The 8215-nt window shown below is 70.1% G+C and carries 13 protein-coding genes and 1 tRNA gene; 8 read left to right on the top strand and 6 right to left on the bottom strand.

The genetic code is table 11. The features are described from left to right. The 3 genes from VAE46_RS10490 to VAE46_RS10480 all read left to right on the top strand — a co-directional run. On the top strand, positions 1-564 hold a 564-nt coding region (locus VAE46_RS10490; RefSeq protein WP_322796888.1), incomplete at its 5' end, for a hypothetical protein. 90 nt (positions 565-654) lie between these two features. Next, the gene (locus VAE46_RS10485) at positions 655-1299 is read left to right on the top strand and encodes an SCO family protein (protein ID WP_322796887.1); all 645 of its coding nucleotides are present in this window, start codon (positions 655-657) and stop codon (positions 1297-1299) included. After that, complete coding sequence (locus VAE46_RS10480) at positions 1296-1883, top strand: copper chaperone PCu(A)C (protein WP_322796886.1); 588 nt, start codon at positions 1296-1298, stop codon at positions 1881-1883. Before VAE46_RS10485 ends, VAE46_RS10480 begins: the two co-directional genes overlap by 4 nt. A gap of 96 nt (positions 1884-1979) precedes the next feature. Here the strand turns inward: VAE46_RS10480 and VAE46_RS10475 are convergent, their stop codons facing one another. The 5 genes from VAE46_RS10475 to VAE46_RS10455 all read right to left on the bottom strand — a co-directional run bounded on the left by VAE46_RS10475 (position 1980) and on the right by VAE46_RS10455 (position 4992). Continuing rightward, the gene (locus VAE46_RS10475; RefSeq protein WP_322796885.1) at positions 1980-2510 is read right to left on the bottom strand and encodes a hypothetical protein; all 531 of its coding nucleotides are present in this window, start codon (positions 2508-2510) and stop codon (positions 1980-1982) included. Positions 2511-2600: 90 nt separating this feature from the next. Further along, on the bottom strand, positions 2601-3050 hold the full coding sequence (locus VAE46_RS10470) for a hypothetical protein (RefSeq protein ID WP_322796884.1): 450 nt from the start codon (positions 3048-3050) through the stop codon (positions 2601-2603). A 490-nt stretch (positions 3051-3540) separates the two neighbouring features. Next, positions 3541-3954 (bottom strand): hypothetical protein, encoded by a 414-nt coding sequence (locus tag VAE46_RS10465; protein WP_322796883.1) that lies wholly within the window; start codon positions 3952-3954, stop codon positions 3541-3543. Between the two features lie 41 nt (positions 3955-3995). Next, complete coding sequence (locus VAE46_RS10460; RefSeq protein WP_322796882.1) at positions 3996-4427, bottom strand: Hsp20/alpha crystallin family protein; 432 nt, start codon at positions 4425-4427, stop codon at positions 3996-3998. A gap of 103 nt (positions 4428-4530) precedes the next feature. Continuing rightward, complete coding sequence (locus VAE46_RS10455; RefSeq protein WP_322796881.1) at positions 4531-4992, bottom strand: response regulator; 462 nt, start codon at positions 4990-4992, stop codon at positions 4531-4533. A gap of 218 nt (positions 4993-5210) precedes the next feature. On the opposite strand from VAE46_RS10455, the gene VAE46_RS10450 reads away from it, so the two are divergent. The 5 genes from VAE46_RS10450 (at position 5211) to VAE46_RS10430 (ending at position 7905) form a co-directional block, all read left to right on the top strand. Then, positions 5211-5687: a hypothetical protein gene (locus VAE46_RS10450; RefSeq protein WP_322796880.1), complete on the top strand. Its 477-nt coding sequence runs from the start codon at positions 5211-5213 to the stop codon at positions 5685-5687. Further along, the gene (locus tag VAE46_RS10445; protein WP_322796879.1) at positions 5684-5914 is read left to right on the top strand and encodes a hypothetical protein; all 231 of its coding nucleotides are present in this window, start codon (positions 5684-5686) and stop codon (positions 5912-5914) included. The genes VAE46_RS10450 and VAE46_RS10445 overlap by 4 nt, the downstream gene beginning before the upstream one ends. 66 nt (positions 5915-5980) lie before the next feature. Next, positions 5981-6068 (top strand) — tRNA-Ser (locus tag VAE46_RS10440). A 66-nt stretch (positions 6069-6134) separates the two neighbouring features. Further along, positions 6135-6992 carry an SDR family NAD(P)-dependent oxidoreductase gene (locus VAE46_RS10435; RefSeq protein ID WP_322796878.1) on the top strand — a complete coding sequence of 286 codons (858 nt, stop codon included), beginning with the start codon at positions 6135-6137 and terminating at the stop codon, positions 6990-6992. Between the two features lie 46 nt (positions 6993-7038). Then, complete coding sequence (locus tag VAE46_RS10430; RefSeq protein WP_322796877.1) at positions 7039-7905, top strand: LysM peptidoglycan-binding domain-containing protein; 867 nt, start codon at positions 7039-7041, stop codon at positions 7903-7905. Positions 7906-7911: 6 nt separating this feature from the next. Here VAE46_RS10430 and VAE46_RS10425 read toward each other — a convergent pair. Further along, on the bottom strand, positions 7912-8215 hold a 304-nt coding region (locus tag VAE46_RS10425), incomplete at its 5' end, for a hypothetical protein (RefSeq protein ID WP_322796876.1).

Raw genomic sequence — 8215 nt, 5'->3', positions numbered from 1 at the left:
GCCCCGCCTGAGCTGCACGCGGCCGGCTTCGGCCGGGCCGCCCGCCCCGGGGCACGTCCTGCCCCGCCGTTCACCGTGGAGGGAATGCCCGTGCATCCATTCCGCCGGCCCAGGTCGGCTCTCCTGCTCGCCGTCCTCGGCATCCTCGCCGCGGCCGGCCTGGCCCTGTCCGCCTGCAAGGGCGACGACGAGGCCGGCTCCGGTTCGCAAACGGCCGCCGTCCTCGCCGCCGTCACCTTCCTCGATGCCGCCGGCTACCACGGCATCGATGAGGCCATCAACAACGAAAAGACCGTCCCGGCCACTGCCCGGTCGGTCGCCCTCAAGGGGCAGGCGGTGGTCAAATCCACCGGCTGGCCGGCCGAGCTAGAGCCGCAGGCCAACGCCCTCGCCGGCATCCTCGGCGAGCTCGCGGCCGCCCTCGAAGGCGAAAGCCCCGACCTCGCGAAGGCCGGCGCCGCTGCTGCGAAGGCCCACGACGCCCAGCACGAGTTCTCCGACGCCGCCTGGGCGTGGCTTTTCGAACAGGCCGGCATCGCACCCCCGGGGGGCCATGGGCACTGAGCCCCGGCCTTTCCCGGGTCTTCCGCGCTTCCGGCCGTTGGCCCGGCAAGGGCCTACACTGGAAGCACGACGCACAACCCGGAGCCACCGATGACTACCACCAAACGGCGGATGTTCACCCTCCTGCTGGCAGCCCTCGCCCTCGTCCCGCTCGCTGCCGCCTGCTCCAGCGGCGATGACGACAGCGGCGATTCCGACGCCACCTACATGGGGGCGATCGTCACCCCGCCGATCGAGAAGCCCGATGCCATCCTCATGGATGAGAACGGCCAGCCCTTCGACCTCCGCAAGGAGACCGAGGGCTACGTCACCCTCCTCTACGTCGGGTACACCCACTGCCCGGATATCTGCCCGACCCACCTCTACGAAATCAGCGAGGCGCTCAAGAAGCTCGACCCGGACATCCGCAAGGAGATCAAGGTGGTCTTCGCCACCGCCGACCCCGAGCGCGATAGCCCCGAGCAGCTCAAGCAGTACCTCGATACCTTCGACCCCGCCTTCATCGGGCTCACCGGCACCCGCGACCTCATGGACCAGTTCCAGGTCGCGCTCGGCCTCCAGCCCGCCAGCCGCACCGACCTCGGCGAAGGCAACTACGCCGTCAACCACGCGGCCTATGTGATGGCCTTCACCAAAGATAACTACGCCTACACCGTCTACCCCTCTGGCATGGGGCAGAAGGAATGGCTCAACGACCTCCCGCTCCTTGTGAAGAAAGGATTCCGCACCGAATGAGTGTTCACCTCCTGCGCACCCGCATCCTCTTCCCCCTGCTCGCCGTGCTGGCGCTCGGGGCGATGCTCACCGCCGCGGCCTGCGGCGGCGACGACGATGATGATGCCGGCTCCGGCAGCCAGGCTGAGTTCAAACTCGGCGACCTCACCGTCATCGACCCCTGGGTCCGCGCGGCCCCCGCGACCGATGTCACCGCCGCCTACCTCACCATCAAGAGCAGCGGCGCCGCCGATACCCTCGTCAGCGTCTCCTCGCCCATCGCCGGCATGGTTCAGCTGCACGAAGTCGTCACCGAAGGCAGCACCAGCAAGATGCAGGAGAAGCCCGGCGGCTTCCCCGTGCCCGCCAACGGCTCGGTCGAACTCAAGCCCGGCGGGTACCACATCATGCTGATGAACCTCAAGCAGCGGCCGAAGGAGGGCGAAACGGTCGAGCTCACCCTGAAATTCGAAAAGGCCGGCGAACTGAAGATCGCCGCCCCCGTGAAGGCCGCCAGCGGCTCCAGCCCCGATATGAGCCACGACGGCCACGGCTCCTCGGACATGCAGGGCGGCGGCATGGCCACCCCCGGCATGGGCCGCTGACGCGCGGCGCGATAGCTCCGTCCCCGGGCACCAGGCGGGCCGCGCCCAGCGTGGAGCGGCCCTCGTTTTCGTGCGCCGTGGCTGAGCCCGTCCCCTTCAGTCCCGCGCCAGGTTCGGCGTGAGCGCGCAGCCATTGCCCCAGCAGCGGGCCGGCTTCGGCGGCGGACCGCCCCCCGGCGGCGTCGCCGTTGCGGTCGGCGTGGGCGTGGGCGTCGGCGCCTCCTTCGCGCACGAGGTCTGCCACGTGTTCGAACGGGGCGGCGTCAGCACCTCCACCATGTGGCCCTCGTCCGTGTAGTACTCGTCGGTCGTACCCGCCGTGTAGCTGAACGCGGTCGATCGCTCGCCCGGTTTCAGCACGAAATCCGGGTCCGGCGGGAAGCCGCCGTGCCCGGGCTTGTACACCCGGATCGGTACCGTGTCCACGTTCAGGAACTGGATTTCATCGCCCCGGTTGATCCGGCAGGTGCGCGGGTTGAAGCCATCCCGGCTCACCTCGATCGTGTACCGGTCATACGCGGACGCCGGCGTCGAGGCCGCGCCGAAGAACGCCATGCTCAGCGCCCCGGCCAGCGCCATCGCCAGGGCCGCGGCCGCGAGCAGCGGCCGGTAGCCACGGTCCTTCATCGAACCTCCACGGGTCCCCCACCCCGCCACGGGGCACCGCCGAGCGTACCGCAGCCCTGCCGCCGGTGTCACCCGCAGGGAAACTCCCGGTCAATCCGCAGCCACGGCCGCCACCCGCAGGCAGTGGGGCTGCCCCCGGCAGATCGGCGGCGGGGGCTGCTTCGCCGGGTCGGGCGAACAGATGACCGGCCACGTCGCCGAGAACACCGGCGTCTTGACGATGACCGCATGGTCCGGGTTCTCGAAGTCCTCGAACCGGAAGGTGCCCGGGAAACCCATGTACTCCTCCCGCGAGACCTCGCCCGGCTCGAGCCAGCCGCTATCGAACAGGATGCCCCCGCCGGGCGTGGGCGAATAGCGCACCACCCGCCGCGGCGTTGACCCGACGTTCTTGAAGCGCAGGTACTCGCGGTTCATCTGGCAAACCTCCGGGTTGAAGCCCGCCTCCGAGACCTCGATCGTCTGGACGTCATACGCCCGCGCGCCGGGCAGGAATCCCGCCGCCAGGACCAACACCGCCAGCACGCCGGCCCACCGCATGGCTCCTCAGCCTACCCGCTCGGAACGCTGCGTGCTCGCCCGGGGCACGCGAACAGGCCCCGGGTACTCCCGGGGCCTGTGAGCTTCGATGCCTCCTCAGCCGTGCACCCGGCGGTGCGCCGGCTGGAGGTACGCCACCCATTGCTGGGACTTCTGTATCCCTGCCGCTCCTTCACGGAGCGATCCGGGGCGCCTGCACATCGCAGGTCTTCGGTGCTCCCGGCGGTCGGTACATCGTACCTGGATACGTGCCCGGGTGGCTTGCGGCCGGCCTGCTACCGCAGGCCTTGCCTCTGCACGATGAAGACTCCATAGAGGGCGTGCAGCTTCCTGCGCATGAGCATCCCTCCCTTCGAGTCTCTGCGAGTCGGCGGGTGCCGGGCCTCTTCAGCGCCGGGCGCCTATCGCATGCTGCACCTTCAATCTATACCCGCCGGGACGCCTGTCAAGAGGGAAATTGCAGGCCCGTGTGAAGAAACGGTGACACCGCTCAGTACCCGCGGTGCTCCTTCTCCAGCTCCTTCGCGTCCGGCAGCGGGTGGGCTTCCCGGGGACGCGGTGCCCGCCCCTTCGGCCCCTCCTCCGCGAACTCCGAGACCGTCTCCGGCTCCGGCACCACCGCGCGGGGGTCCGATTCCGCCGGGTCCAGCAGCTCCGCGCCCATCTCCAGGGCCTCCTTCACCGCCTTGATCGGGTGCAGGTGCTCCAGGAACTCCTTCGCGGCCTTCAGGTCTTCCCGCGGGTCGAGTTCGTTCTCAGCCATGATCGGTGCCTCCTCGGCCGGGGCTGCTTCGTCCCGGGTCGGTTCCGTCTCCCGCCCCGGGCGTTCGCGACGCACCACGCGCCCCGTCGCGACCTCAACGTACCACGTTTCCCGGGCCCGCTGCTCCGCCAGCGCTGCCATCTGCCTGCTCCTTCCCGCCCCGCCGGGGGCGGCTCCCCGGGCTACGACGTCCGGATTTCGATCCGCCGGCCTTCATCGGCCGCGCTCGGCGCCCGCTTCGGCAGCCGCACTTCCAGCACCCCGTCCTTGAGCGACGCCTCGATGCGGTCGACGTCGACGTTCTCCGGCACCGCCAGGCTCCGCTCGAACGAACCGAAGAAGCGCTCGCTGTAGCGGCGCCCCTTCTCCTCCTCGGTCCGCTCCGAGCGCTTCTCGCCGCGAATCGTCAGCACGCCATTGGCCACCCGGACGTCCATGTCCTTCGCCTCCACGCCGGGCAGCTCGGCGTGCACCACCCATTCGTTCTCCCGCTCCGTCACATCGCAGCGCGGGCTCCACTCCGTCGTGGCCTGCAGGCCGAAACGGCCCAGCCAGTCGCGCGGCAGCAGGCTGCCCAGGTCATCGAACGGGTTCCAGCGAACAACACCGCTCATCGCGAGCCTCTATGCAGGGATTTCGCCCCGAGCATGGAACTCGCCCTTCGCCCTGCGAACGCCCGCGCGGCCCACGGAAGAAGGCCCGAAGGGCCCGAACTGCCTACGCCTGGCTCCCGCCCTCGCTTCCCGGACCCAGCACCGATTCCACCAGCCGCAGGAACGGCTCGGCCGCGAACGGCTTCTGCACGAACAGGGTCCGCGGCGTGCGCGCCGCAAACTCCGCCGGTCCCTCCGCGCTGTACCCGCTAATCAGGATGACCGGCAGGCCGGGGAGGCGCTCCGCCAGCGAGCGGCGCAGCTCGATGCCCGATTCGCCCGGCATCACGATGTCGGTGATCACGAGGTCGACCGGGTGCGTCTCGATGATCGCCCGCGCCTCCGCCGCGTGGGCCGCCTGCAGCACCGTGTAGCCGTGCGTGCGCAGCAGCCGGGCGAGCATCACCCGCACCGGGTCGTCGTCGTCGACTACCAGGATCGTGCCGGGCACCGGCCATCGCTCCAGGAGGTGCTGGCCGCCTGCCCGGGTCCCAACGGCCGCCATGGTTGAGGCAACAGTTCGCACGTCATGATCGTTCGCGCCCCGCGGGCACGTCCCTTCGCAGGAATTCTCACCCCATGGGCGCTCCGGGGTTATCAGTGAATTCCCTGATAGGGACGCCCCATCGTACATAAGCCACCGTGAATTCACCACCTGTTCACCACCTCGCTCCCGCGCGTCCCTCGCTTTGCTCACCACTCCATCCCCGCCTATCATCGCCCCTACGCCAGGAGGTGCCCGGCATGCGATTCCTTGCCACCGTTGTTTCCGCCGCCATCCTCCTCTTCCTCGTCTACCTCGCCGTTGGCGCCATCGCCGATGGCTACTTCGGCGCCGACATCATCCCCGACCGCGCCGTGCCCGATGCCTGGGCCGCCCCCGATAGCTGGTCCGAGTGGCGCGATATCGTCCTCGTCCTGCTCGGCCTCTTCTGGGTGCTGGCCGGCATGCTCGCGGTCGTCTTCATCGCCGCCCTCATCGCGCTCGTCTTCGCCGTCCGCAAGGTCGTGCGCGAAAACGCCGCCCCCGCACTCGATTCCCTCCGCGAAACGCTCGACAACGTCAAAGGCACCGCCGAATTCGCGGGCGAGACGGTCGCCAGCCCCATCATCCGCGTCTACGCCGTCGCCCGCGGCGTCCGTAGCGGTCTTGCCGCCATCACCAGCCTCCCGGACCGCATCCGCGGCCGCCGCCACGGCAGGGGGAGGAAGAAGAAATGACCGACGAAGCTCCCCGGTCCGAACCCGGGCCCGAGCCGCTGGCCGCCCCCGAACCCCCGCCGCGCGATGAGCACCCGATCATCGCCTGGGCCCGCGCCATCGTCCTCGGCATCGGCGATACCGCCCGCGATATGCTCGAAGCCGGACGCCAGGGCGCCCGCGAAGCCCTCGATGACGGCTGGCGCCGCTTCGACGACAAGACCAAACGCCGCCGCTCCCGCGGCTGAGCTTGCCCCGGCAGCGCACACCGCCGAACCTGCTACCATCATCCTCACGTCCACCGTCTGCCCCGCGGAGAGGTGCTGGAGTGGACGATCAGGCACGCCTGGAAAGCGTGTGTACCGCAAGGTACCGTGGGTTCGAATCCCACCCTCTCCGCCACTCCCCGCTTTTACCCCTCCCCCCGCTCCCGTATAGTGCGGCGCCAAACCCGAAGGAGATTCGACCATGCAGGATCTCGCCGGCAAAGTCGCCGTCGTCACCGGGGCAGCGAGCGGCATCGGCCTCGCCCTCGCCCACCGCTTCGCCGAGAAGGGCTGCTCCGTCGTCCTCGCCGATATCGAAGCCGAGCCCCTCGCCCTCGCCGAGGCCGCCGTCCGCGAGCACGGCGTCCCCACCCTCGCCGTCCGCACCAACGTCCTCTCCGATGCCGATGTCCGGGCCCTCGCCGACGCCGCCTACGCCCGCTTCGGCCGCGTCCACATCCTCTGCAACAACGCCGGCGTCGCCGGCGGTTCCGGACTCCCCATCTGGGAAGCCCCCATGGCCGATTTCGACTGGGTCTGGGGCGTCAACTTCCTCGGCGTCCTCCGCGGCATCCGCGCCTTCGTCCCCCGCATGATCGCCTCCGGCGAAGAAGGCCACATCGTCAACACCGCCTCCGCGGCCGGCCTCCTCACCGGCGCCGACCCCTACTCGATCTCCAAGCACGCGGTCGTCTGCCTCACGGAAGGGCTCTACAAGCAGTTCCGCATGCTCAACCTCCGCCTCTCCGCCTCCGTGCTCTGCCCCGGCTGGGTCGATACCCAGATCAACGAGGCCGAACGCAACCGCCCGGCCGAATTCGGCCCTGCCCGCAGCCCCGAAGCGCTCACCCCGGAGGCCCAGCAGCGCCGCGCCATGCTCCAGGGCTTCCTCCGCAGCGGCTTCCCACCCGCCGAGGTCGCCCGCATGGTGGTCGACGCCATCGAAGCCGACCAGTTCTACATCTTCCCCATGCAGGACTACATCCGGGAGTCCGTCAACCAGCGCATGCAGGGCATCATCGAAGGCCGCAACCCCGCCGCCACCGGCCCCCTGCGCTGAGCCGGCCCTTGCAATCGTCATAAATTTCGGCCACCATCAACGGCCCATGCCCCCGCATCCCCCGCCTGCGGTGGCGAAGCCGTCGCCTCTCCTCCTCCGCCTCGCGCTCGGCGCGGCGGCGGCACTCGCCCTGCTGCCCGTGACAGCCCGCGCCCTCACCCACGAAGTCCAGCCCGGCGAAACGCTCTCGGCGATTGCCCTCCGCTACGGCGTCCCCCTCGAAGCCCTCGCCGCCGCCAACGGCATCGCCAACCCCGACCTCATCTTCGCCGGCCAGCTGCTCACCATCGCCGGATCCTCCCCCTCCGTTCCGCCGCCCGGCGCCGCGGTCGGACCGCCCGCCGGGCGCCTCTACCTCGTTCAGCCCGGCGAGACGCTCTCCGACATCGCCCTCCGCCACGGCGTGACCGTGAAGGCACTTGCCGCCGCCAACGGCCTCCACAATCCCGACCGCATCTTCGCCGGGCAGCTGCTCACCATCCCCGCGCCGACGAGCGCCCCCGCCGCCGTCAGCCGCCCCCAGGTTGAGGCCCTCCTCCGCCAGGCCGCCGCCGAGTTCGGCATCTGGCCCCCGCTCCTCCTCGGCCTTGCCTGGCTCGAAAGCGGCTGGAACCAGGCGATGATCAGCCCCGCGGGCGCGGTCGGCATCATGCAGCTGATGCCCGCCACGGCCGAGTGGGGCCTCGAGTACCTCGCCCCCGACGCTGTCGACTGGCGCACCGACCCCCGCGATAACATCCGCCTCGGCGCCGTGGTCTTCGCCCACATGCTCTGGCAGGCCGGCGGCGATCTCGACATCGCCCTCGCCTTCTACTACCAGGGCTGGTGGAGCATCGAGCAGTTCGGCATCTTCGAAGAGACGCTCCAGTACGTGGCCAATGTCCTCGCCATCGCCGAGGACTTCGCAGAGTGACGCCGCTTAGCCGCGCACGAGGTCGCCGTAGGCCTCCGGCAGCCGGTCGAGCAGCGCGTTCGTCCCCGGCGCCATGTCCTTCCAGCGCGGGAGCGCCCGGTTGATCTGCGCCGCCATCACCACCCCGCTGCCCCGAGGCGAAATCGTCAGCGGCGCACCGTTCGGCGCAATCACCATCGCCAGGTCCGGCCCCGCCACCGCCGTGTAGACCCGGTTCTCGTCGCTCCGCGCCCGGGCCAGCTGCTCCGTAATCGGGTGCCGCTCGAACGCCGTCCACGCCAGCACCTCGGCGCCCTGCAGCATCAGGATG

The organism is Tepidiforma sp. (assembly GCF_034433535.1).
Classification (GTDB): Bacteria; Chloroflexota; Dehalococcoidia; order Tepidiformales; family Tepidiformaceae; genus Tepidiforma.
This window is presented reverse-complemented; position numbering and strand designations above follow the sequence as displayed.

Coding starts and splice junctions, on each gene's coding strand:
- VAE46_RS10430 (WP_322796877.1), top strand. CDS start 7,039: ATGCCCCCGCATCCCCCGCCTGCGGTGGCGAAGCCGTCGCCTCTCCTC.
- VAE46_RS10460 (WP_322796882.1), bottom strand. CDS start 4,427: ATGAGCGGTGTTGTTCGCTGGAACCCGTTCGATGACCTGGGCAGCCTG.
- VAE46_RS10465 (WP_322796883.1), bottom strand. CDS start 3,954: ATGGCAGCGCTGGCGGAGCAGCGGGCCCGGGAAACGTGGTACGTTGAG.
- VAE46_RS10450 (WP_322796880.1), top strand. CDS start 5,211: ATGCGATTCCTTGCCACCGTTGTTTCCGCCGCCATCCTCCTCTTCCTC.
- VAE46_RS10485 (WP_322796887.1), top strand. CDS start 655: ATGACTACCACCAAACGGCGGATGTTCACCCTCCTGCTGGCAGCCCTC.
- VAE46_RS10435 (WP_322796878.1), top strand. CDS start 6,135: ATGCAGGATCTCGCCGGCAAAGTCGCCGTCGTCACCGGGGCAGCGAGC.
- VAE46_RS10445 (WP_322796879.1), top strand. CDS start 5,684: ATGACCGACGAAGCTCCCCGGTCCGAACCCGGGCCCGAGCCGCTGGCC.
- VAE46_RS10475 (WP_322796885.1), bottom strand. CDS start 2,510: ATGAAGGACCGTGGCTACCGGCCGCTGCTCGCGGCCGCGGCCCTGGCG.
- VAE46_RS10480 (WP_322796886.1), top strand. CDS start 1,296: ATGAGTGTTCACCTCCTGCGCACCCGCATCCTCTTCCCCCTGCTCGCC.
- VAE46_RS10470 (WP_322796884.1), bottom strand. CDS start 3,050: ATGCGGTGGGCCGGCGTGCTGGCGGTGTTGGTCCTGGCGGCGGGATTC.